This window comes from Alteromonas sp. RKMC-009 (assembly GCF_003584565.2).
Classification (GTDB): domain Bacteria; phylum Pseudomonadota; class Gammaproteobacteria; order Enterobacterales; family Alteromonadaceae; genus Alteromonas.
In genome coordinates this window covers 256,647-280,438 of the sequence record NZ_CP031010.1, presented here as the reverse complement: position 1 = coordinate 280,438, position 23,792 = coordinate 256,647, and the positions used below count along the sequence as shown (strand labels likewise).

Here is a 23,792-nt window from a genome sequence, read left to right as displayed (position 1 = left end):
AGACTAAGAGGTTCAGGCTGATGCTTGATCAGCCGGATAGAAGCGAATGCAAATAAACTGCAATGCGAAAACAACCAGCGGCAGGCCGTAGTACAACCAGCGCATGGTGGAAATGGCGTTCTCAGGCACGGCCTGCGGGGAGTAGCCGCTGAATGCCAGCGCCCAGGCCACACCGGCTGTGCCCACTGCCATACCGATTTTTATTGCCAGTGATACGCCGGCGGCCAGCAAGCCTTCCTGACGGGTACCGAATAATGCCTGGTGATAATCCACGGCTTCTGCCGCCATGGCGTAGATAGAGGTCATGGTGATGCTGATCACCAGTGACGAGAGCACATACAGGGTGAGGAATATCACCGGCTCTGATTCAAATAAGGGGAGTAATCCGAACAGGATTGCGCCGGCGATCAGTGCCACAGAGTCAGTTTTGATGGTGCCGAAACGGCTGAGAAAAGGTCTGGCAATAAACGCCCCTACCAGCAAAGTGCCGGAGAGCGCAGGTAACAGCACAGAAATCGTCCAGGGCTGTTGCAGTACGTTGATTGCAAAAAACGGGGTCAGAGAAAGTAACGCGCCGAAACGGATGAAGTTCAGCAGCGCAAAACCGGAAGCGATGTTCCACGCCCGGTTGCGGAACATCCGGGATACATCAGTTTTGATTTCCAGCTTGTTAGCAGCAACAGGCTGTACCCGCTCTTTACATAAAGAGAAGCAGGTCAGCAGCATAATGAGTGCTGCCACCGACACTATGGCCGCCATAATAAGATAACCTCGCTGCGCATCGCCCTGACCGAAGTATTCAACGCCCGGCAGGAACAACGCGGTGACGACGATGACGCCCACCGAGGTTGCCACCGAACGTGCGGCACTTAAATCCACCGTGTCTTTGTGATGACTGCTCATCATCGGCAACATGGCGCTGTAGGGAATGGTGACCACAGACAACAGCAGGCCGAGCAGGAAATAGGTAATGGCGGCATACAGGAAGCGCATGTTTTCAGACGCATCCGGCACGTAGAACGTGGCAACACCCAGCACAGCAAAGGGCACGGCCCCGTAAAGTAAATAAGGCCGGGCTTTTCCCCATCGGGAAGTAGTGCGGTCTACCGACAGGCCAATGGCCACATCGAAAAATGCATCAAAAATACGGGTGAAGAAAAACAACGTACCTAAAGCAGCGGCAGGTAACAGCGCCACATCGGTATAAAAGATTAACGCAAATGCACTGACGGCATTCCATACCAGGCTGGCAGCTACGTCACCGGCACCATAAGCCAGCACCTCACGGCGCTTTAAAATACCACGGGGTGTTTCAGGAGAATCATTGACAGATGAAACGGAAGAAAGTGTCTGTCCGGACATACCAATAGCCTCGTAAAGGCGCTATTTAGTGTCCTGGCGCGTTGTGCAGACAACAATAAAAAGAAGAAGATGTTACTGACGAAAAATGACTTCGCCCGGGTGTTCAGGCTGTTTCAAAAACAGCCCGTTCAACCTCAGTATCCACCAATCGACACGAAACGGTCAACCATGAGTAAAGCGGCGATACCGGCCATATAACAATAAGGAATAGGATCGCGCACGACCTGCGATGTGTATTCTCTTGCACGACGAAAAGACTGATTCATAACCATCTCCTGCGTAACGTTGTTATTCTTCTTGTTTAGTTAATGTGTAGGGCGTTCCGGCTCACCCGAAACTTACACCCAATATACAATTGATTAACACAATGCGAAAATTAGTCTTTTGAATACAATGTATGGAGAAAATCGTTAGATAGCGTTACAGGTATCTGTGAGGAAATCGATGAAGGCCCGGGATTTGTTCGACAACAGTCTGCGTGTCGGGTAAATCACCGACAGTGTCGCTGCGGTCACATCAAAGCTCACTTTAGGAAACACTTCTTTCAGCGTGCCGTCTGCCAGTTGCTTTTTGCAGTACTGATAAGGCACCAGTCCGGCGCCAAAGCCGCTAATTACAGCATCCCTTACTGAAAGCGGGTCATTCACCCGGAACACCTTTGAATATAAATCGATCTGACTTTTGTTTTGATCGATTCTTATCGGGAAACGACGCATGGCATAACGGGACTCTGCAATACGAACGTGAGACTGCAGGTTAACCATCTCTTCATGCAGCCCCTCTGCCTGTATGTATGCCGGAGAAGCAACACAGCACAGCCGGCTGTGATAAAGCGTTTTCACTATTAAATCCGAGTCGTTCAGCGCACCGACCACCACCGCCAGGTCAATTTGTTCTTTGATGATATCCAGTGCCTGATTCGTAACCACGATTTCAAGGGCGATATCAGGATACAGCGCGGCAAACTCACTTAATCGCGGGGCCATGATTTCTCTGGAGAAGGCAATAGGCATAGCCACCGTCAGGCGGCCGGAGGGATGACTCACCAGCCCCTGCATGGTGTGAGCAGCTTCATCAACCTGCTCCAGAATGCGGATGCTTTCGCGGTAAAATACCTCGCCTTCCGTGGTCAATCGAACGTTTCGCGAATTACGTTCCAGTAGCCTAACGCCGAGTGCTTTTTCCAGCTGACTGATGATTTTGCTGACTGAAGATTTAGGTAAATCCAGCTGATTAGCAGCGGCAGAGATCCCCAGTGTTTCAGCCACCTGAACAAACACGGGTAAATGTTCAATATTCCACTTTCTTTCCACTGCCAGCACCTGCCTTTCATCGTTTCCCAAATACGAACAATGCGTTTCCAGGGAACCAATTGTTACAACATCTTAACACTAATAACATCCCCCCTACTTCGAAAGCAAGTGATTAGTTGTAGCCATGAATCTGAATCAAATAATAAATACACCACGGCTTACAGCACTCCATCTGCGGGTGCTGGGAATTTGCTTCCTGCTCAATATGTTAGACGGCATGGATGTGCTGGTTATTTCATTCGCCGCGCCGTTTATTTCTGATGCCTGGGACGTGTCACCGGGTGCGCTGGGTATTGTGTTCAGTGCCGCTTTGGTAGGCATGGCGCTGGGTGCCGTGTTCGTTTCCCCCTACTCAGACAAACTGGGCCGCAAGAAAATTATCGTCGGCAGCATTTGCACCATCACCGCAGGCATGTGGTTTACTGCCCTTTCAGGTTCGGTAACCGAACTGGCCTTCTTCCGCTTTGTGGCTGGTCTCGGCATTGGCTCAATGTTAGCCAGCCTCACCTCGATGGTGTCGGAATATGCACCGGATAAATACCGGAATCAGGCGATTCTCATCCTTCACGCCGGCTATCCCATAGGCGCTATTATCGCCGGCTTTATGGCCGCACATATTCTGCCGCAATGGGGATGGCAGCCGCTGTTTGAAGTGACCGCCCTGATATCGCTGTGTGCGTTACCTCTGGCCTTGTTTTTATTACCCGAATCGCTGGATTTCTTAGTTTCACGGCAACCAGCCAAGGCACTGGAAAAAGTAAACCGTATTTTACTCAGCTTAAAGCATACTGTCGTGCCCAGCCTGCCCCCTGTGGAAGTGGCGACAACCACATCTGCCGGACTACCCGCCCTGCTCACAAGCAATTTGCGCAGTGCTACGCTGCTGCTCTGGCTGGCCTTCATGATGGCATTCGCCAGCCTCTACTTTCTGTTGAGCTGGGTTGTAAAACTTGCTGTTGATGCCGGACTCCCCGTAGAAGATGCCATGCTGGCGGGCATCTCATTAAATCTTGGCGCATTCTTTGGCTCTGTACTGCTTGGATGGCTGTCTTCGAAAATGGGGCTAATCCGGGTTATTTCAGTGTTCTTTATTTTAGGTGCCATCGCGTCTGTGGTGTATGGCACTGTCGACATGAATGTGGCCGGCGCTATTGTCGCCATCTTCATTCTGATGTTTTTTGTGCAAGGCGGTTTCACCGGTTTATATGCTGTGGCGGCCCGCCTCTATCCCACGTCGATCAGAACCACCGGTGTTGGTTGGGCAATCGGGGCCGGACGGGTTGGTGCCGTCAGTGGCCCTGCACTGGCCGGTGTGCTGATTGGTGCGGGCATTCCCGTGGGATGGATGTTCATAATCTTCAGTATCCCCTTGCTGGTCGCCACAGCAACCATTCTGAAAATCAATCATCAACCTGTTAAAAAGGACTGAATCATGGCCAGAATTATCGGCGGCATCGGTGCCTCACATACACCAACCATTGGCTTCGCGAAAGACCGGCACACTAAAGCAGACGCGCAATGGACCGGCACATTTGATATTTTTGAGCCCGTCACTGCCTGGCTGGAAGAAAAGAAGCCGGATGTGCTGTTTGTCATTTATAACGACCACATCACCTCTTTCTTTTTCGACCACTATTCTCCTTTTGTACTGGGTGTCGACTCAAAATACGAAACGGCTGATGAGGGAGGCGGTCCCCGCGAGTATCCGCCAGTAGCCGGTCACGCTGAACTGGCCCGTCATATCGGGCATTCCATGTTTGCTGACGAATTTGATTTGTCGTTCTATCAGAATAAACCGGTGGATCATGGCATGTTCTCACCGCTATCGATGATGACGGACCGGGGTAACGCCTGGTCCGGCTCCGTAGTGCCATTACAGGTAGGCGTACTGCAATTTCCGGTACCCACTGCCCGACGCTGTTACAACTTCGGTAAAGCATTACGTCGTGCCATTGAAAGCTTCCCGGAAGATCTTGATGTTGCCATTGTGGCAACCGGCGGCCTGTCTCATCAGGTACACGGTGAGCGTTGCGGTTTTAATAATGAAGCCTGGGACGAGAAGTTTCTGACCTTGCTGGAACACGATCCTGAAGCGCTGACCCACATTACCCATGCGCAGTACGCTGAGCTTGGCGGCATGGAAGGTGCGGAAGTGATCATGTGGTTAATCATGCGCGGTGCGTTATCTTCCAATGTCACATGCGTTCATAAAACCACTCACTGCCCGTCGATGACCAATATGGCCACCATCATTTTCGAAAACCACAGCCAGACCGGTGAGGCAGCCATTGAAGCGCACCGTGCTCACGTGGGCCATCAGTTGAAAGGTGTTGACCAGATTGCCGGTACGCACCCGTTCACGCTGGAAGTCTCTCACCGGGCTTACCGGATTAATGACTTCCTCCATCGTCTTATTGAACCCGCACACCGCCAGCGTTTTGTTGATGAACCACAGGCATTATTTGAAGAATACGGTTTGTCAGAGCAGGAACGTGAACTGCTGACAAAGCGTGACTGGATTGGCCTTATTCACTATGGCGTGATTTTCTTCAGCTTGGAAAAAATGGCGGCAGTACTGGGTATGACCAATCTGGATGTGTACGCGCAGATGAGTGGTAAAACACTGGAAGCGTTTTTGGAGACCCGTAAAGTGGCAATGACCTATTCAGTATCGGGCGAAAACAAGTAGTACGTACGGCTTTTTTAGTTCTCCCGATTTGGTTTTTATTTTTCAATGTTTTCGTTCAAAAGGAACACTCATGTTTCATCAATACAAAACCTCACTGATCGTCGCTTGTATTACTGTTTTCAGTGTCTTTCTCAGTGCCTGTGGTCAGCAGGCGGCAAACAGTAAACCAGAAGCCAAAAGCAAGTTGCCTGCGGCGGGTTCCACAACATCACTGAACTCTCCACCTTCACTGAACATTGTTACACCGTTAGCAAGCTGCGACAGTTTGCTGACATTCGATTTAACCAAAATCGGAGGTGAAGGTAGCAAGATCACATCAGCAGCAGAGCAAACCACCAACGGCAAAACAAGCTGCGTGGTTGAAGGCACCATGGCGCCTGCAGTGGGTTTCAAAGTGAAGCTGCCAAAAGCGTCCTGGACACAGCGCTTCATGCAACTGGGCTGCGGTGGTTTGTGCGGAATGATAAACATGAATATTAGTGCTGCCGATGGCTGTACGGCGGTAGAATCTGATGAATTTGTACTTGCCAGCACCGACATGGGGCACTCGGGCATGGGCGGCGATTTCGGCCAGGACCTGCAGAAACGCATCGATTTTGCCTATCGCGGTGTGCATATTACTGCATTGGCGTCGAAAGCGCTGATAGAGAGATACTACGGCCAGCCCGCAAAGTACGCCTACTTCAACGGCTGCTCAGACGGTGGTCGCGAAGCGCTGGTTGAAGCACAGCGTTATCCCGATGACTTTGACGGCATCATCGCCGGTGCGCCGGCAATGAACTTTTCTGTGCAGAACAGCTTCTTCCACGGCTGGCAGGCACGCTCGAACACCGGTGCCGACGGAAACGCCATCTTACACGCGGCAGACATGCCGGTACTTTATAACGCAGCAGTAGCGGCTTGTGACGAACTGGACGGCCTCAAAGACGGCATTATTGCACAGCCTTTCCAGTGTGACTTTGATCCGCAGGTTACTCTGTGCAAAGAAGGTGACAGCGAAAACTGCCTGACACAGGAAAAAATAGATGCCGCGAAAAAGCTGTATGAAGGCCCTAAAGACCCTTCCACCGGTAAAGCTCTGACGTTGGGTGGCCCGCAACCCGGCTCTGAACTCTCCTGGGTCGGTGTGTATGTGCCACGGGCAGGCAGTGAGCAAATCTTCAGTACCATGATTGCTGACGGTGCGATTAAAAACCTGATTTATCAGCAGAATCCTCCCGCTGATTACACCCTTGACGACTTTCAGTTCACCGAAGACAACTTCAATAACATAAGGCCACTGAACGGTTTATACAGCGGCACAAACCCGGACATCAATGCCTTCCGTGAGAGCGGCGGCAAGCTGATCATCTGGCATGGACTACAGGATCCGCACATCTCACCGGTAAATACGGTTACTTATTACAAAGCAGCCAAAAAGGTATCATCCGGGGGCAAGGACGTCAGCGATTTCATGCAGCTCTACTTGTTCCCGGGCATGTATCACTGCGATGGCGGTACCGGCCCGCACGATTTTGATTTACTCACCCCGATGATGGCGTGGGTAGAACAGGGCATAAAGCCTGAAGTGATTATTGCCAGTCATGACGGCACGGCAGGTAAGCAACGTCGCCGTCCTGATGATGGTAACCACCGTAAAGGTAAACCGGCTGACCAGCCGGGCACGATGGGCTCACCGGACGGTCGTAAAGCAGAAGTTGTTGACGTCGCTTATGTGAAACGGACGCTTCCGGTCTTCCCATACCCGTCCGTTGCCCGTTATAGCGGTCAGGGCGACTGGCACATCGCAGAGAACTTCACGCAGACAGAAGGTCCGGCAATACCCGCTTACCCCTGGGCTGGTGAGGCGTTCTTTAACGCTGGTAGTCAGCTTGATTGCACCGCTACAGACGGCGCGCTGCATTGTGAAAAAGCAAACTAACAGAACTTAAAAAGCCCCTGCTTATTGCAGGGGCCCGGCCTGTAAATGCGTTAATGGTCAGAACTTATAGTCAAAAGACACACCAATCAATCGCGTGGTAATACCTGCAACCGGCAACGCTCTTACGCCACCATCTGCAGTACCCGCGTAGTCGCCGGCAAGGTAGGCGGCTGGTGCAGCTTCATCTGTCAGATTGCGGGCGAACAATGAAGCGCGCCACTGTCCGTCGATGTCGCGCACACCTAAACTTGCGCCGATATTCCAATAGCCGTCATAAGCGAATAGCGGATCGGAAGAAGCACGGAGTATGACTTTGCTTTTGTAGGTCGCATTGGCATTCACGAAGGCTTCCATGTTTTCACCCAGCGCTTTGAAATACTCACCGGACAGGGTGAACTTGTGCTTAGGCGCAAAGATTAGCTGCTCACCGGTAAGGTCTGTACCGTCATCGCCAAGGTAACCGTCCGGGTACTCCGCTTCGGCATAAATGTAGCCGGCGTTCAGTGAGATGCTGTCGGTAAGCTGACCGAACACATCAATCTCAAATCCTTTAGATTCCACTTCTTCAACATTGGTGGATACCGCAGTCAGCTCAGCATCAACATAAATGGTGCGCTGAGACTGGAAGTTATCGATTTTGGTAAAGAACAGGTTGGTATCAATGGCAATGTCGCCATCAAGCAGGGTCATTTTGTTACCAATCTCAAAAGAGGTGGCAATTTCCGGTTTCAAAATATTTGGCGCGACACCGGGGTTAGCACTGATTTCCACCAGTGAACCTTTAAAGCCTCGTGAAATGGAAGAATAAATCATGTTGTCGTCGCTGATCCGCCAGCGCACACCAGCGCGGCCGGATACTTCGTTATCCGTAGTATCACCGCTATTATTAAATTCTCCGTCCAGCCCGCTACGGAACTCACTCTTCTGACGGGTAAAACGCAGACCACCGAATAACGTCACATCGGTATTCACATCGTATGTCACGTCAGCAAAAATGGCCTGTGAGGACACATCGATATCTTCCATAACGGCTGCAGCACCGACCGGGCACCAGTAACCGTTAGCAGCAAACGCGGCTTGTAAAAACGGTACCGGAGGTACAGCATCGATAGAGGTTGCGCACACGCTGAAGCCGGTCAGATTCAGCGGGTTACCGTATTCAGGATCATTCAGTGCGCCGGTATCGTAAGCATAACGGGAGAAGAACACACCGGCGATATATTGAAAATCACTGTCGGTATCAGAACTTAACCGCAGCTCCTGAGAAATCTGCTCGCCGGTAGATTCCAGGTTTTCACGCACAGCAGTGGGCGCGCCCACGCGGCTGGTATAATTGCGATGTACTGTTTCGATATTCTTTTCTTTGTAAGCCGTTACAGAGGTCAGCGTATGATCGGGAATATGCCAGTTTACGATAGCTGACAGACTCATGGTTTCCCGTTTTTCCTGTGACATTTTCTCTGCACAGTACTCCCGCGCGTCAGGTTGAATGTCAGTTAAACCACACGCGGTGTAGTTCCCAATGGACGGAGCAAAGGTGGGGGCAATGGCCGGTGCAAAGAAATTCACACCATCAAAATCCTGCAGATTGTATTCGCCGATAAGATCCACCATCAAATCTTCCCGCGCTTCATTGCGGTAACGGATACGGTAGCTCTGTTCTTCTGTCACGTTGTCCTGGTCAAGCACGATATTACGCTGCAGCCCTTTTTCTTTGGTTACCCGGCCGGAAAAGCGTAGTGCAGAATAGTCTGTTACCGGCACATTCAGCGCACCGCGGATAATCGTACGGTCCACATCATCCCAGGCGTAGTCAGCACCAATTTCACCGGACACTTCCGTGTAATCCGGTGCTTTTGTCGTGACCTGAATCACACCGGCAGAAGCGGTCTGACCGAACAGAGTACCCTGCGGCCCTCTTAATACTTCGACTTGCGCCAGGTCGAACAGTTGTGGTGAAACCACGTTACCCTGTGGTACCTGGTCAACCACGATAGCTACCGAAGCTGCTGCCGTTTCGTTAAATACGTTTGTACCAATACCCCGCATACGGCCACCGCCGTTAGACTCGCCGCCGAAAGACTGACTTACTTCCAGAGCAGGTGTAGTACGCTGCAAATCGGTGATGCTGTAAATCTGATCCCGTTCCAGTTGTTCAGCCGTGGTAACGGTCATCGCGACCGGAACGTCCTGCAGTGACTCAGAGCGCTTCTGCGCTGTCACCATGATTTTTTCGATAGCGTGTTGTTTCTCTTCGGACTGTTCCTCCTGTGCAAAAGCATAAGGCGTAGCAGATGACAGTGCCATCGCGGTCATACAGGCAAGTTTGGTGAGAGTGAATGTGCTGTTTTCCATGTGTTTCTCTTCGTCTTTTAATTTAAACGAAAAATTAACAGCAAATTCACATTACTAAAAATAGATTATTTAGTGAGCAGTATAGATTTATCCTATACATCCTCAATTGTTTCTGATTGGCGAACAAACTGTTTCATCCCGGCTAATTGTTACACCCAGTTAACGGTTTTAACATTTTATACAAGTCTGGAGATCGCAGTTTCTGCTGCTTAACCAGATAAAAACAACAATACATAAAACCATGAGCAGGTGTAACCATGAATCCTACCCAAACGAAGAAAGCGCGCTCTCCGGGGGCGGCATTATTTTCCCGCAAAGGTCTGGCTGTGGCCGTGACGATTGCTTTGCATGGCGGACTGACAAGCCCCGGTGCGTCGGCACAAACTGACGACACACAAAGTCAGGGCAAATATAAACTGGAAACCATAGAGGTAACCGCCCGTAAAGTGACTGAGAACTTGCAGGAAGTGCCTATTTCAGTGACATCATTCAACGGCGATGCTCTGGAACGCCGCCAGATTTCCGGTACTGACGACATCGGCAAAATTACCCCTAACCTGCAATTTACTAATAATGCGCCTTTAGCAGGTAACAATAATTCTTCGGTTGTGTTTATTCGTGGCGTCGGACAAATCAGCTCAAGGGCCAATACTGACCCGGGCGTCGGGTTATATATTGACGATGTGTACATGGGGCAATCAGTCGGCGGCACCATGGAAATGCGGGATATCGAAAGTGTACAGGTACTGCGCGGCCCGCAAGGCACGCTGTTTGGTCGCAACACCATTGGTGGCGCGGTTATCATCAATACGCAGCAACCCGGCGATGAATTTGGGGGCAAAGTCAAAGCCGGCATTGGCAGTGACAGCTTAATGGAACTCTCCGGTGCAGTGGATATTCCTTTAACAGATGACTTGTTCAGCCGCTTCACCCTTGGTACGAAAAAGCAGGATGGTTATGTTACCCGCGCCTACGATGGTCTGGATTTAGGTGACACTAATAACACCACTGCAACGGCTAAATTCTTATACGAACCCGCCGGTAACTTTACCGCCAAGCTAAATTTTGACTACACCGAAGCGGATGAAAACGGTTCTCCGCTGGTATTTGCCGGTTATAACAACAACAACGACGTGAATGAAACCGGCACGGCGGCCAATGCAGGCTGGTTTGCAGCAAACCAGAGTGTAGCGGCAGGTTGCAGTGACGCCTGGGTTGCACTGCCCGGTCCTCCCGGACGTCCGGTCACGACAGCGGAAGGTTCGGCGCTAGACGTTTCAGGTCTGGTGACAGTTGGCGGCGGCCCCCGTGGTTATGTGGGTGAGAATACCGATTCGGCCTGTGCGAACAATCAGTGGAACAGCGGCCCGTTTACCAGCAATGGCACTGCAGAAGTTGGCAGTGAGCTGAAAAACTGGGGCACATCTCTGCACCTTGAATATGCCATCAACAGTGACTTGCAGCTTAAGTCTGTGACGGCATACCGCGACCTTGCCTGGACCGGTAAACGGGATGCTGACAACACGCCATTTACTATTCTGCATACCGATTTTGATTCCTCAGGCGACCAGTTCAGTCAGGAACTGCAACTGACTTACACCGGTGACGACCTGTCGGCCATTGTCGGGGCGTTTTACTACACTGAAAAAGTGACGGACATTTTGACAGTGCAGGTAGGCGACCGGGGTGACGGCTTTACCTGCGGAGAGGGCACAAACCGTTGCCACCTCGACAGCGACAACAATATCACCGATAACGAAGCCATGGCTTATTTCGCTCAGGCCACTTACGACTTCACCGACAAGCTGGCCGGTACGTTCGGTATTCGTTATACCTCAGAAACCAAAGGCTCGATTCCTGATCAGTTCGATTACGCCGACCCGGACACCAAATACCTGGAAAAGAAGCTGTATGAACATGACTTCTCGGCCACCACGGTTGCGGCGAACCTAAGCTATACGGTAACCAAAGACACCATGGTGTACACCAGCTATTCCGAAGGCTTTAAAGGCGGCGGCTGGAATTCAACCTTTAACTTCGCCCTTGAGCAGTCTGACCTGGACGCCGGCCACCTGTTCGACCAGGAAGAAGTGAAAACCTATGAATTGGGCTTTAAGTCTGACATTACCAGCGAATTCCGCTTAAACGGTGCGGTTTTCAGCTCTGACTATTCCAACCTGCAATTCAGTTACCGGGTATTCATTGCGCCATGGCTGTTCAATGCAGGTAAGGCTTCCATTGATGGTGCCGAACTGGAGTTCACCTGGATCCCTCACGATAACTGGATTATCGAAGGCGGTTTGGGTTACCTCGATACGTCTATTGATGAAGCAGTTCAAATTGAAGTGCCCGGCCGCCCGGTAAGCGCAGGGCCCGCAGAAGGCAATCAGTTACCTTTTGCGCCTGAATTACAAGGGAATATCGGTATTGGTTACTACGGCGAAATTGACGGCTACGGTATTCAGCCCCGCATTGATATTTCCTACAGCGACCCGGTATATTTTGATGCGGCAAACACTGAAGCCATTGCGCAAAACGATGCCTATACGCTGGTTGATATTTCGGTCGTTATCGAGTCGCCGGATATGGACTGGAAGGTGGCACTGGGTGTTAACAATGCTACCGATGAGATTTACCGCGTGTCTGGTAACTCATCTTTAGGTTCAGGCAGTGGCTACGCTGAAGCTGCCTACGCCAGACCAAGAATGGTATTCGCGAATGTAAGTTACGAGTTCTGAAAAGCGAATTTTTACCCATAATGACTAAGGTGCGCTGATACAAAGCGCACCTTTTTTTATCGCTGAATAGTGATTAAAGCGGCTGCGCCATCGCAATAGCAGAATCACGCATGATGCCGGCGTGTTCCATTTTGTCACCGCCCTCAATTTCGATTTCAGCAAGGCGACCTGAGTTTTCGACCACAAGGCGACAACGCTCCCACCGGCGGGTCTGGAATGCGCTTAATGCCTGAGACAATGTCGCTTTGTCATCCAGTTCTTCTGCCAAAACAATGGCATCTTCAAGTCCGATACAAGCACCGGATGCCAAATGTGGCGTAGTCGCATGCACGGTATCACCAATTAATACTACGCGGTTTGAATACCAGGGCGCACGCATCAACATGCTTTCCAGCGGACGATAGTGAATCATCGACTTCTCGTGCAACATGCCTTTCATTTGCTGCACAACCGGGGCGGGGAAAGACTCCAGCAACGCAATAAAGCGCTCTTTGAAAGTAGCCGGTTCAATAAACTCGTTGTCAGCCCGGTTTTCGGTTATGAACATGTACATTTCGTCTTTCGACATGGGGTTCACACCCACTTTCACGTTCTTACCCATCCACATGTGAATGTTTTCAATTTCAGGAATGCGGGGCAAAATTGCACGCCATACGCCCTGGCCGATGTAAGATGGCTTGGGTGCATCAGGGAACAATGTAGTTCTGACCGATGACATCAGGCCGTCTGAACCGACCACCAGCTCGTATTCGCCACTGGTACCGTCGGTAAAGGTCACTTCTACGCTATCGCCTTTGTCGTTAATGTTCTCAAAGGTAATGCCTAAGCGTACATTCACGTCGTATTCGCGGGTTTTGGCGGCCAGAATTTTTGCCAGTACCGGGCGCATGATGGCACCTTCACAGGGTGCTTCATTTCCTACCACCGGCGGCGCTGGAATATGCGCCAGATGGGTTCCGTCAGGCGCGTGCACATCTAAACCGGCGTGGGTTGCACCCTGCGCTTTAAATTCATCCAGCACACCGATTTGACGCAGTGCTCTTATGGTGGCGCCGCCAATGCTGATCCCGGCACCGTCGGTACGCCAGTTCTTATCAATCTCAACGAGATCAACCTGTATACCGCGCTTACTCATTTCGATAGCGGCAGACATACCTGAGAAGCCACCACCAATAATCAATACTTTATTTACGCATGCGCTCATTGTTCTTTTCCTCGTGATTCACAGAGTAAAACGACATCCTGTTCAGCGGTTACCGTGATGTTCAGGGGCGTTAAGAAGTCGCCCCTGCACGGACCTTTCACACACTCTCCGGTGTCGGGTGTAAATAACGCGCCATGCGCCGCACAAACGATATAGTCACCACCGGCATCCAGATAAACATCTTTTTTCCAGGGTAAGGCGGTATCGCCATAGTGCGGACAAATATCGCTGTAGCCATACAGCTTGCTGCCACGGCGCACAATAAAAACGGTGTCCTGACCCTGGGCATCAGGCAAAAAACCCCGGGAACTATTGTCGGGTAAATCATCCAACTTACAGAGCAGAACACCTTGGTTCATGACAATCAGCCTTTCGGTGGCGGCGGGCCCATTGGTGCCCACTTTTCGCGGTACTGCAGCAGGAACACCTGTGAGTTATCCGCACCCGGCAAGGCTTCGCGTGCGTCCCAGTTGTCATCATGAAGATCCATGTCTGCATCGAATTCCATGTTGCAGCCAAACGGGCTCTTGAAGTACCAGAACCAGTTGGAACCGAAGATGTGACGACCCGGTCCCCAGAAGCTCTGGTAACCTTTTTCCACCATGCGGTTACCGGCCTGCACCACCGCAGTCGGGCCAGACATGTGGAAGGTAAAGTGCTCAATACCTTTCATGTGCGGCGGCGTGTTCAGGAAGAACAGCGTATGGTGATCGGTAGTCCCTGCAGGACGCATGAAAGGACCCACATGACTAAAGCGGTCGGTGGTAATAAAGCCCAGACGTTCGGCGTAAAACGCTTCCGCTTTTTTGTAATCCGGCACGAAGTACACCACGTGAGACAGAGTGCGCGGCTCCGGCGTAAAGTCTTTCGATACGCCAATTTCATTGGCCGGACGCTGCGCAGGTGCACCCGGTGCATTAATCTTCTCTGCCGGCATATCCAGCGGTTTGCGCATAGTGACCTGAAAGCCCAGTACAAAACCCATGTCATCCACAGCTTCAATACTGCCGTCATCCAGACGTTTTACTTCACGGTCTTTCGACAGTTCGTCGTAAATGGCATCCACGGTTGCGGTGTCTGCGACACCGTAAATTGTTTTGCGGATACTTGAACCCGTTTCCAGCGGCGCAGGCAAACTGCTGTCGTCTTTGCTGTAAATCTCAATACCCGTGCCATCAAGGGCAACGAAGCGGTGTTCAGATGCCTGCGTTAAACCGTAATCCAGCGCAAACTGTTTACAGGCTTCCACATCATCAACACCAAAAATCAATAAATCCGGTCCGATAATATTCATGATTTTATCCTTCAATCGATGTGCGGGCGTTGAACGTTTCCGCTACCCAGTCAGCAATGTAATGACCGGCGTTAATACTGTTGTCGAAGCTGGAGTGCTGTACACCGCCTTCACGTTCGGTGAACACTTTCAGTTCACGCTTAGGACTGTTTACCAGTTGCTCGTAGGTGCGCTCTGCCCACTTAAGCGGGATTTGTGAGTCTTTCGAACCGTGGGTGACCAGGAAAGGCACTTTGATTTTTTCCACTTCACCGTCCAGGCACACGTTTTCAGCAATGGTCATGAACTCGTCGATGTCTTTTGCGCCCCATACCCAGCACACGTGATTCCAGTAATGCGGTACCGGGAAGTCGCCTTCTTTTTCCAGGCGGCGTTTCTGAACATCACGCCAGTCGTGGTTTGCCCCCCAGCACACACCTAATGCCAGGCGCGGCTCGTTGGCCACCGCACGCGGGCAGTAGTAACCCCCTAACGACACCCCTTCCATACCAATCCGGCTGTTGTCTACTTCAGGGTGCTGCTCCAGCCAGTCAACCACCGGTGATGCCCAGTGTTCGCTGTCGAAACGGGCGTTAATATCCTGCAGGCGTAAGGCTTCGCCGGTACCCGGCTGATCCAGTACCAGAGACGACACGCCGCGGTCAGCCAGCCATTTTGGTAAGCCAACGAGGTACTTCATTTCTTTGGTGGAATCCAGGCCGTTTACCTGAATTAGCAGCGGTGCCGGGCCATCTACGTTTTTCGCTTTTACGTAAAGACCGGACAGATGTTTGCCTTCATAAGGAATTTCAACGCGCTTACAGTTCGCACCTTTCAGCGCCATGCCACGTTCGAACAACTCCAGTTCGCGCTTGTACAGCTCAAGACGACCAGGGGCATTGTGAGCCTGCAAACGCTCACAGGTGATGAGGTACGAGGAAGCGCGCATGTACTTTTCACCGGCAGAAATCATACGGCCAGCCTGCTCGTCTTCTTCAGCCAGCACACACAGCTTGTCTGCCATGTTTGCCCAGGTATTGCGGAACGCTTCGGTACCCTCTTTGTCTTTTTTCTTTGCGGCTTCCTGCAGCGGTGCGCACATCTCTTCGATTTCACCGATACGGGCGCCCATTTCAATGGCGAGGTCGACTGACAGGTTCCACACATAGTTGGTGGGGAAATACTTAAACATGATAACTCCTCTTAAGAATTCGTCTTTTTAGGCACGAACGCGACGGCACGAACAAAGCCCGCCGATGCCTTTTTAATTTTGTAAGGGAAACAGGAAATCCAGAATCCGGACGCGGGAAGTGACTCAAGGTTTGAGAGCTTTTCCATTTGCCCGTAGCCGATATCACGGCCGGCTTTATGGCCTTCCCAGATAATTGACGCATCGCCGGATTCAGCGAAGCGTTCGCGGGTATATTTGAAGGGCGCATCCCAGCTCCAGGCATCGGTGCCCACTACCCGCACGCCTTTTTCAAGGAGGTACATAGTGGCCTCGCGGCCCAGCCCCACTCCGGCTTCCAGGTAGCCCGGCTCGCCAAAAATGGCACCGGCGCGGGTATTCACCACCACGATATCCAGCGGTTGCAGTTCATAGTTAATGCGCTTCAGCTCAGCTTCGATATCTTCTGCAGTCACCACATAGCCGTCTTCCATATTGCGGAAATCCAGCTTCACACCCGGACGCATACACCAGTCGAGAGGCAATTCATCAATACCAAAAGCTGGCTTGCCGCCGTCGGTGGTCGATGCGTAATGCCATGGCGCGTCCATGTGCGTTCCACTGTGGGTGGTGATTTGCAGGCGTTCGGCTGCCCAGGACTCATTGCCGGGTAACTGGTCGAGAGTAAGGCCGGGGAACATAGCCTCCATTTCGGGCCAGCCTTCCTGATGATCCATATAGTCAATCTTCGGCAACAGCGGCGGCGGATCGGTGTGAGGGTTGTTGTCCAGCGTGACGGACAAATCTACGATGTCAAAATCATTGGGGCTGAACATATTAGCCTCCTTTTACTGTTTGATTGATTTCGCCGAACAGCGGCTGGCCCTGCTTGTCGCGGCACACCATGTGTACCGTTTCACCCTCGCTTAAGAACGGGGTTTGCGGCTTGCCGTGCCTTATCAGTTCTTTAGCGCGCAGCTCGGCAATACAAGCCTGACCGGCTTCCGGGTTTGCATTGGAAACCGTGCCGGAGCCAAATACCGTACCGGCTTTGATAGGACGGGTTGTGGCGGCGTGGGCAATGAGCTCGTGAAAGCCAAAATGCATTTCACTGCCCGACGGACTGCCAAACCATTCGCCGTTGCGGGTGATATTGAGGGTTAAATGAATTCTGCCGTCTGCCCAGCTGTCCCCAAGCTCATCCGGCGTTACCGCGAACGGCGCAAAAGCGGTTTCACCTTTGGCCTGCACAAAACCGAATCCAGTTTTCATTTCACGGGGCGCGAGACCGCGATAACTGATGTCATTCAGTTGCACCACCAGTTTGATGGCCTGCATAGCCTCGTCGGGCGTAGCCCCCACAGGCACATCCGTGGTCAGAACACCGAACTCGCCTTCGAAATCTACGCCGTGGGCCGGGTTATACAGCGCAATGGTGTCGTTACATCCGGTGAAAGCATCGCCGGCACCCTGATAGATCAGCGGATATTTGTCGGCGTCTTCAGTGGGGTCGAGATTAAATGCTTTTTGCATCAAATGGCCGTGGTTCATAAACAATGAACCATCCAGCCACTGATACGTGCGGGGTAAAGGCGCTAAGAAACAGGCACCTGCAACCGGCTCGGCCTGTTCACAGGTGCCGTTATTCAATGTGTTGCTGATGTCCTGAAGTACCGGAAGCACACTCTGCCAGTCAGCCAGACACGCGGCCATGGTGCCGGCAGAACCGTGTACACGACACATTTGCGAAGTATCTTTTGAGATAACAACCAGTTGGCCATCCGGACTACCGTTATCGATTGAGGCTAGTTTCATCGCCGCTCCACAAACCGAACAAAAATTCGATTTTTTATTGTTAAAAATATTTAAATTAATGGAGAAACAATGTTAAATGGGCGCTGACCAAACAAAAAATTGAATGTATAGATGGTTTACATCAATTTCATAGATACCTAAACAGGCAACGAGGGCGTTATGCGGTTTGAACAGCTGGATCTGAATTTATTGGTAGCATTAGACATACTGCTGGAAGAACAAAATATCACCAGAACAGCCGACAAGCTGCACCTGTCACAGTCGGCCACCAGCAGTATTTTATCGCGGTTGCGGCATTATTTTGATGATGATTTGCTGGTGCAGATAGGTCGTAAAATGCAGCCCACACCTTACGCCCTTGAACTGCAGGAACCGGTAAGAGAAATGCTGAATATTGTGCGCGGCTCGATTACCAACAAACGTAAACTGGAGCCCGCCACCAGCCAGCGACATTTCCGCATTGTTGCGTCAGATTATATTATTCAGGTGTTCCTTGCCGGTGTACTGGCGAAAGTGCAGAAACTGGCGCCAGGCATGACCTTCGAATTTCTTTCACCTTTCACTGTTGAAGTGGAAACCATGGTGAAAAGCGGCATTGATATTGTGATTGCGCCGGAAAGTGAAACCGTAGACGGTTATCCCCACGCCTTTTTCTCCACCGACGAACTGGCCTGCATTGCCTGTAAAGACAACCCGGATACGCAGGGTGGCCTGACGCCGGAAATCTTCTCATCGCTGGGGCACGCCTCAGTGGGTTTTGGCCGCGTGAGTTTACTGAGCATTGAACAATGGCTGATAAACGAGCGCAACATCGAACGTAAAGTCGAAGTGATCACCAACGACTTTACCTCACTGTGCACCACGGTGGTCAGCACCGGCAGACTGGCCATTATCCCCCGTCGTTTCGCTGAACTCATGGCCACCTTCATGCCCATCGACATTTTATCCATGCCCTTCGATTTTCCCGACCTGCGGGAAGCCATGATGTGGCACCCTACCGTAGACAGCGATCCTATTCACCGCTGGCTGCGCACCCTGATTTTAGAAGAAGCGGCCTTGGTGAGTAGTTGATGTCGTGAGGTGATATTCACCTCACATTTCTTATCCTACTTTCAGCAGCACCACACCAGATATGATCAAAAATACGCCGATGTAGCGCAGCAGTGATGTAGGGTCGCCAAAAGCAAAAACGCCAACCAGAAATGTACCGGCAGCGCCTATGCCGGTCCATACGGCATACGCGGTGCCAAGAGGAATATCCCTTTGTGCCAGATAGAGTAAAAAGCCGCTGACACCCATAAATGCAATCGCCATGGCGATGCCACCCCATTTGTACTGACCGCTTTGAGATAACTTCAGGCCCAGAGGCCAGCCAATTTCGGTTAACCCTGCCAGCACCAGATAAACCCAACTCATCGTTTTCCTCATTAAATGATGAACTATTGGGCGGCATACTATCTTTATTTATAATGAATACCAGTTAGCAACCATCACTTTTACTGATATGTTAAATCTTGAGTATATCCGCATGTTCGTTATCGCCGCAGAACAAGGCTCGTTTTCTGCCTGTGCCCGCAAGACAGGGAAAGTGCAGTCGGCGGTAAGTCAGGCAATCAATAATCTTGAAATTGACTTAGGCGTGACATTGTTCGACCGCACATCCAGACAACCTGTCCTCACAGAAGCAGGAACACGCCTGTTGAAAATGGCCCAGGGTCTGTTAGTGCAAGCCGATGAGCTGTCGAAAACAGCTGCGGCAATTAGCCAGTCTCAGGAAACGCGGCTGAGTATCGCCATCGACGACGGTATGCTGACACCTGCCATTTATGCGCTCATTGCCAGACTCGAAAGCCGCTTTTCCACACTGGAATTAGACTTCGCTACCCTTCCTTCTCACGATATCGCTCTCGCGGTTGAAAGCGGTAAAATTGACCTGGGTCTCATGTTTTCGGAAATTGAATCCATGAAAACCACAGACTTCTTCTTCGTTGCCAATGTTCCTTTTGTCGCGGTGTGCCATCCGTCACACCCCCTCGCAGAGGCCAGCAAGATATCTTCAACGGCGCTGCTACAGCACAAACAGATAGCCGTTCGCGGCAGCGCAAAACGCGAATCTCAATTCTTAATCAGCATGGCATCTAACGTGTGGTGGTGTTCAGGCTACCAGCACGCACTGTCATTACTTCTGCAAGGAATTGGCTGGGCATACCTGCCAGCATTTATGGCTAAGGATGCGCTGATAACCGGCAAACTCAAACCAATGGACATGGTTTTTGATCATAAAACCTGGAGCGTACCGGTAGACATCATCACGCCACGGGGCCGCCTGCACGGCCCTGTGGTGCAATGGTTTAGCAATGAGTTGAAGAAGACGCTGGCAGAGGAGTTTTAATTTGCCAGCAGGAGCTAAAAACAGAAGTTGCAGAATAAATCACCAACATTGATTTACAAAATCATAACCCGATTAACAAATTTATAAACAGATAATTTCAACCCTTTAAATAGAATTCAAATTCCATTTAACAATCAGGCAGACAAAAATGCTTTCACTGACTGATTTAGAAATAGAATGAGGATTCAATGAAGGGCAAACGGATATTACTAGCAACAGCGGTTTCAGCTGCATGCCACCAGACAGCATGGAGTCAGGAGCCCGCGACAGTTGAAGAAGATGTAGAGATCATCGAAGTTACCGCACAGAACCGGGTACAGTCGATTGCAGATGTACCTATCTCTATGAATGTACTCAGCGGTGAGTGGTTAAAAGATAACGCTACCAGCGATCTGCACGGCATTTCAAAGCTGTCTCCTGATTTTTCCATTACTCAGGACACCATCTCCACCAAGGTATCACTACGCGGTATCACCACAGAAAGTGCCGATGAAACTCAAGATCAGTCACTGGCGGTGAGCATCGACGGCGAATATTTGAACCGTCCAAGGGTGCTTAATGCAGCCCTGTTCGACATCTCCCGCATTGAAGTTTTGCGTGGTCCGCAGGGCACACTATTTGGCAGAAACGCCACCGGCGGCGCACTTAGTATTATATCGAACAAGCCTGTATTCGGTGAATGGTCAGGCTCAGCCTCTGCTGATTTCGGCTCGTTTAACGCCAGAGAGCTGAATGCAGTGTTAAATGCGCCGTTAGGCGACAACGCCGCCGTCAGGTTTGCCGGCTTCAGTTCAGACAGAGACGGTTATATTTCTCACCCGGATGTGTCGTTTAAATCCGGCGATAAAGATGTAAAGGCTGCGCGACTATCTTTTGCGGCAGAACCCACGGAGCGGTTGTCGTTGTACCTGGCGCTGGAAACCTCGCAACAGGAAAATAATCCGGTATCAGCAGCATCATTCAATGATGCGACCGAAGGCCAGTCCGATCTTAACGGGCAATGTAATGAAGCCGCCGGCTGGTTTGAAGTTACACAAATTGAAGGTAACGTGCTGTGTTCTCCGCAATTTACCAATAATAAAGACAGTATCGATCCACGAAACTACCCGGCTGCAACAACCGCAGAAATGGGATCTTATCAGCTTGAAGGTGACGCTGTTCGCGGGCAACTGGACTATGCCGCTGACGCATTCACCGTTTCATATCGCGGGGCTTTCCGCCAGAGCGAACTCCGTGCTGCTGAGACGCTTTTCCCCAGCTATCTGTTCTATCGTAACCACGACATAGACACCATGAGTAACGAACTCAGACTGAGTGGCGGCGAAGGCGATTTCTTCTGGCAGGGCGGCATTTTCCAGTTCAGAGAAGAAATGAATATCTACTCAGGTTTGCTTTCCTATATCGGCGCCTATCCCTTTGGCCCTCAGGGCTACTGGGCAAATACATTCTATCGTCCTGACTACACCTCTGAATCGGTAGCCGCATTCGGACAAGTGGAATATCCACTGGCAGATAATTACACCGTGATTGCCGGATTCCGCTATACCAAAGACGAGAAGACTGGCACCAATACCATTCTGCCCGGCGCCCTCACCTTTGACGAGAACCCCACACTCCGTCCCAAAGAAACCGAAGGCGCCACCACTGAATTATTGTCAGCAAAGAACAATGAATTCACCTGGAACCTGGGTCTGAACACGGATATTTCAGACAACACCATGCTCTACGGAAAAGTGAGCAAAGGCTATAAAGCAGGTGGCTTCGACAGTACAGGTTTAGAGTATGCGCCTGAAATCCTTTACGCCTGGGAAATAGGCACCAAGTCCCGTATTTCCACAGTGTCTTTCGATGCTTCCGCTTTCTACTACGACTATAAAGATCTTCAGGTTTCCTTGTTACTGGATACAGAAAAAGGTGCGCAAACCTTTAACGCAGGTAAAGCCACAATCTGGGGTGCAGAAGCATCACTGACGACAGAAATCATGGATGCAGGAGTGCTGGCCCTGACGGCGAATTACCTGAATGCAGAGTTCGATGATTTCGCTTCTGCTATCAGTGTGCAATGTCTTGGCGGCTGCTCAACCACCACAGTAACAGTGATTGACGGAGAAACAGTCAACCTTGCCGGGAACGAGCCGTCAAATTCGCCGGACTGGATTTTCACCGGGTCTTACACCCACTTCTGGGAATTAAGTAACGGCTCACTGGTGGGCAACATATTCACCCGCTGGAAAGACGACTACTACCTGCTGCCTTCAAACCACGAAGACGCCCGCCAGGAAAGCTATTTCCAGACCGATATCAGCCTTAAATACGTCTCCCCTTCTGAGCAGTGGGAAGTTCAGGGCTATGTAAGAAACCTCGAGGACAACTACGTACTCAGCAGCTATGTATTCAATGTTGCTGGTCCTGACGACGTGCAGCAGTGGAGCTGGCAACTGCCCCGCACTGCCGGTGTGAAAGTCACTTATAAATTCTACTAAAACAAGGACAGAAACCATGAAAATTAGAAATCTACTATGCGCAGCAAGTTTATTGCTGCCGCTGATGCAGTCTGCATTGGCAGCAGAAGCCGAAAGCACTGTTATACCGGTACCGGATTACCGTCCGCCTGAAACCGTTCAGAAAATTTCGGTGCCAATAGTCCCCGACGCTGAACGCAGCAAGGTATTGATCGTTGCCGGTGAAAACTCTTATGAGCACGACTGGACCGGTGTTAACGCCAGGCTCCGCACCATGATGCTGGACTCGGGCAAACTGGATGTGCGGGTTATTGAAGACTTCTCCGTTGCCACACTGCCCATGCTGAAAAAGTATGACGTGGTATTTCTGAACTACCTGGGCAAATGGAATTACACCGATGAAAATGAAAATCGCTGGAGCGAAACGGCTCAAAAAGCGCTGTTCGACTATGTAGCGCAGGGGGGCGGCCTGGTGATCTACCACAGTTCATTTAATATCGGCTCGCCCTCCTGGCCTGAGTACGAAAAGCTTGCCGGCGGCACCATGCGCCCGTTTCACGGCAGCCGGCGCTCTCCGCCAGATGCCTTCCGCGTACATGTGACCGACCGTGATCACCCTGTCACCAAAGGCATGCGCGAGTATTTCTGGACCTTCATGGATGATATGTACACCAACATGTACTGGCATCCTGATGCCAAAGTGCATGTTCTGGCCACCGCTTACGATGATGCTGCCAACTATCAGCAAAAGTATGCGGGCCCGAAATATCCACCGCATTTGTACACGGATGAAAAGCTGAACAATATGCAGGGCATGGATGCGGAAAATCCACAAGTGTGGACAGTTGATTACGAAAAAGGCCGGGTATTCTGTATTGCTCTGGGCCATGGCCCTGACACCATTGCCTACGACGGTGTGAAGTCACTCATCCTGCGTGGTACAGAGTGGGCTGCTACGGGTGACGTTACCATTGATGTACTTGAGAAAGCGGCTGCGTTTAAAGAGTAATGTCTGCGTAACTCACTTTTACTGAAGCCCGGTATAATTGCCGGGCTTCAACGTCTGGCGGCTAGCTACCAGCAACTGCACTTTTTTTGAA

General features: G+C 51.0%; 19 protein-coding genes. 8 read left to right on the top strand and 11 right to left on the bottom strand.

The features are described from left to right. Window positions 1-12: 12 nt before the first annotated feature. The 3 genes from DS731_RS01190 to DS731_RS01185 form a co-directional block, all read right to left on the bottom strand. The gene (locus DS731_RS01190; RefSeq protein WP_119499619.1) at window positions 13-1,362 is read right to left on the bottom strand and encodes an MFS transporter; all 1,350 of its coding nucleotides are present in this window, start codon (window positions 1,360-1,362) and stop codon (window positions 13-15) included. Window positions 1,363-1,496: 134 nt separating this feature from the next. Further along, the gene (locus DS731_RS22325) at window positions 1,497-1,628 is read right to left on the bottom strand and encodes a hypothetical protein (RefSeq protein WP_269748657.1); all 132 of its coding nucleotides are present in this window, start codon (window positions 1,626-1,628) and stop codon (window positions 1,497-1,499) included. Window positions 1,629-1,772: 144 nt separating this feature from the next. After that, window positions 1,773-2,675 (bottom strand): LysR family transcriptional regulator, encoded by a 903-nt coding sequence (locus DS731_RS01185; protein WP_150154211.1) that lies wholly within the window; start codon window positions 2,673-2,675, stop codon window positions 1,773-1,775. Between the two features lie 124 nt (window positions 2,676-2,799). Here DS731_RS01185 and DS731_RS01180 point away from each other — a divergent pair, with 124 nt between their 5' ends. The 3 genes from DS731_RS01180 to DS731_RS01170 all read left to right on the top strand — a co-directional run bounded on the left by DS731_RS01180 (window position 2,800) and on the right by DS731_RS01170 (window position 7,285). Continuing rightward, complete coding sequence (locus DS731_RS01180) at window positions 2,800-4,104, top strand: MFS transporter (RefSeq protein ID WP_119499617.1); 1,305 nt, start codon at window positions 2,800-2,802, stop codon at window positions 4,102-4,104. Window positions 4,105-4,107: 3 nt separating this feature from the next. After that, the gene (locus tag DS731_RS01175; RefSeq protein ID WP_119499616.1) at window positions 4,108-5,364 is read left to right on the top strand and encodes a gallate dioxygenase; all 1,257 of its coding nucleotides are present in this window, start codon (window positions 4,108-4,110) and stop codon (window positions 5,362-5,364) included. 70 nt (window positions 5,365-5,434) lie between these two features. Further along, entirely contained in the window at window positions 5,435-7,285 is a 1,851-nt protein-coding gene (locus DS731_RS01170; protein WP_119499615.1) for a tannase/feruloyl esterase family alpha/beta hydrolase, read from the top strand. A gap of 57 nt (window positions 7,286-7,342) precedes the next feature. Here the strand turns inward: DS731_RS01170 and DS731_RS01165 are convergent, their stop codons facing one another. Beyond that, complete coding sequence (locus DS731_RS01165; RefSeq protein WP_119499614.1) at window positions 7,343-9,640, bottom strand: TonB-dependent receptor; 2,298 nt, start codon at window positions 9,638-9,640, stop codon at window positions 7,343-7,345. A 257-nt stretch (window positions 9,641-9,897) separates the two neighbouring features. Here DS731_RS01165 and DS731_RS01160 point away from each other — a divergent pair, with 257 nt between their 5' ends. Beyond that, window positions 9,898-12,378, top strand: a complete 2,481-nt coding sequence (locus DS731_RS01160) for a TonB-dependent receptor (RefSeq protein WP_119499613.1) — start codon at window positions 9,898-9,900, stop codon at window positions 12,376-12,378. Window positions 12,379-12,451: 73 nt separating this feature from the next. On the opposite strand, the gene DS731_RS01155 is transcribed toward DS731_RS01160, so the two are convergent. The 6 genes from DS731_RS01155 to DS731_RS01130 are packed head-to-tail and all read right to left on the bottom strand — an operon-like array spanning window position 12,452 to window position 17,838. Next, window positions 12,452-13,582 (bottom strand): FAD-dependent oxidoreductase, encoded by a 1,131-nt coding sequence (locus DS731_RS01155; RefSeq protein ID WP_119499612.1) that lies wholly within the window; start codon window positions 13,580-13,582, stop codon window positions 12,452-12,454. Next, window positions 13,579-13,941 (bottom strand): Rieske (2Fe-2S) protein, encoded by a 363-nt coding sequence (locus DS731_RS01150; protein WP_119499611.1) that lies wholly within the window; start codon window positions 13,939-13,941, stop codon window positions 13,579-13,581. Before DS731_RS01150 ends, DS731_RS01155 begins: the two co-directional genes overlap by 4 nt. Before the next feature lie 5 nt (window positions 13,942-13,946). Further along, window positions 13,947-14,876: a VOC family protein gene (locus DS731_RS01145; RefSeq protein ID WP_119499610.1), complete on the bottom strand. Its 930-nt coding sequence runs from the start codon at window positions 14,874-14,876 to the stop codon at window positions 13,947-13,949. A 4-nt stretch (window positions 14,877-14,880) separates the two neighbouring features. Continuing rightward, on the bottom strand, window positions 14,881-16,047 hold the full coding sequence (locus DS731_RS01140) for an alpha/beta hydrolase family protein (RefSeq protein WP_119499609.1): 1,167 nt from the start codon (window positions 16,045-16,047) through the stop codon (window positions 14,881-14,883). Between the two features lie 11 nt (window positions 16,048-16,058). Beyond that, window positions 16,059-16,859: a cyclase family protein gene (locus tag DS731_RS01135; protein WP_070125966.1), complete on the bottom strand. Its 801-nt coding sequence runs from the start codon at window positions 16,857-16,859 to the stop codon at window positions 16,059-16,061. A gap of 1 nt (window position 16,860) precedes the next feature. Beyond that, a complete protein-coding gene (locus tag DS731_RS01130) occupies window positions 16,861-17,838 on the bottom strand; it encodes a fumarylacetoacetate hydrolase family protein (RefSeq protein WP_119499608.1) in 978 nt (325 codons plus the stop codon). Between the two features lie 159 nt (window positions 17,839-17,997). On the opposite strand from DS731_RS01130, the gene DS731_RS01125 reads away from it, so the two are divergent. Beyond that, window positions 17,998-18,909 carry a LysR substrate-binding domain-containing protein gene (locus DS731_RS01125; RefSeq protein ID WP_119499607.1) on the top strand — a complete coding sequence of 304 codons (912 nt, stop codon included), beginning with the start codon at window positions 17,998-18,000 and terminating at the stop codon, window positions 18,907-18,909. A 30-nt stretch (window positions 18,910-18,939) separates the two neighbouring features. On the opposite strand, the gene DS731_RS01120 is transcribed toward DS731_RS01125, so the two are convergent. Further along, on the bottom strand, window positions 18,940-19,254 hold the full coding sequence (locus tag DS731_RS01120; protein WP_070125969.1) for a DMT family transporter: 315 nt from the start codon (window positions 19,252-19,254) through the stop codon (window positions 18,940-18,942). Window positions 19,255-19,366: 112 nt separating this feature from the next. On the opposite strand from DS731_RS01120, the gene DS731_RS01115 reads away from it, so the two are divergent. From DS731_RS01115 to DS731_RS01105, 3 genes are all read left to right on the top strand, one after another. Beyond that, window positions 19,367-20,230 carry a LysR family transcriptional regulator gene (locus tag DS731_RS01115; RefSeq protein WP_232373455.1) on the top strand — a complete coding sequence of 288 codons (864 nt, stop codon included), beginning with the start codon at window positions 19,367-19,369 and terminating at the stop codon, window positions 20,228-20,230. A gap of 188 nt (window positions 20,231-20,418) precedes the next feature. Then, complete coding sequence (locus tag DS731_RS01110; protein WP_119499605.1) at window positions 20,419-22,713, top strand: TonB-dependent receptor; 2,295 nt, start codon at window positions 20,419-20,421, stop codon at window positions 22,711-22,713. Between the two features lie 16 nt (window positions 22,714-22,729). Next, on the top strand, window positions 22,730-23,701 hold the full coding sequence (locus DS731_RS01105) for a ThuA domain-containing protein (protein WP_202980695.1): 972 nt from the start codon (window positions 22,730-22,732) through the stop codon (window positions 23,699-23,701). Window positions 23,702-23,792: the final 91 nt, after the last annotated feature.